Source organism: Vibrio sp. 1562 (assembly GCF_033340155.1).
GTDB lineage: Bacteria > Pseudomonadota > Gammaproteobacteria > Enterobacterales > Vibrionaceae > Vibrio > Vibrio alginolyticus.
Genome location: NZ_JAWOVY010000466.1, coordinates 1 through 635 on the forward strand (window position 1 = coordinate 1; position 635 = coordinate 635).

The 635-nt window shown below is 44.7% G+C and carries 1 protein-coding gene; it reads right to left on the reverse strand.

Going from position 1 to position 635, the window contains the following annotated elements:
- The coding region (locus R7Z49_RS25850; RefSeq protein WP_318112523.1) for a GNAT family N-acetyltransferase at positions 1-635 on the reverse strand (635 nt) is incomplete at both ends.

Below are 635 nucleotides of genomic sequence, written 5' to 3' on the forward strand. Positions count from 1 at the left end.
TAATCCAAATTGTTTGGCACAAATGCCCCAATCATGGTTTAAGAACACTTTACTTATCATCAAATCAGAAACAGGCGCTAAACCATGTTGACGCAGCCACTGTTGTAACCACACAAAAATCGATTCATAGCTTGCACCACCCTGCGCATAGCTTTGAAGCAATACTCGCTTAGTCGGATGTAAGGTTTGATGTTGAATCGGTTGACACAACAAGCTTCTAGCCAGACTCGGCTCTAACTTAGGATAAACAAGGGAAAGGCTCGCAGACAAAAACTCATGAACCCATGCTTGTGCGTCATCAATCCAAGTTTGTGATTTATTCGCAAGTTGGCGAACCATCAACAATGAATAACAACCGCTGGCGGCATCGCGCATAGTTCCTAAACGAATGGATTGATAACCAGCTTGTTGCCAAAACTGAATCAACTCATCCGTCGCACCAAAACTTGTCGATAGGTAATCCACATGGGCACCAACACTTTCCTCGAGTAGTGTTAGCATGCGCTTGCCAATGCCCGAACCTTGTAGATCAGGATGCACCGCAATTCGCATCACTCGTGAAGTAATAAGCCTGCCTACCTTTACCAAACCAAGTTGATTGATGATGGTGATTGGCGTCAAATGCCCTTTAGGAC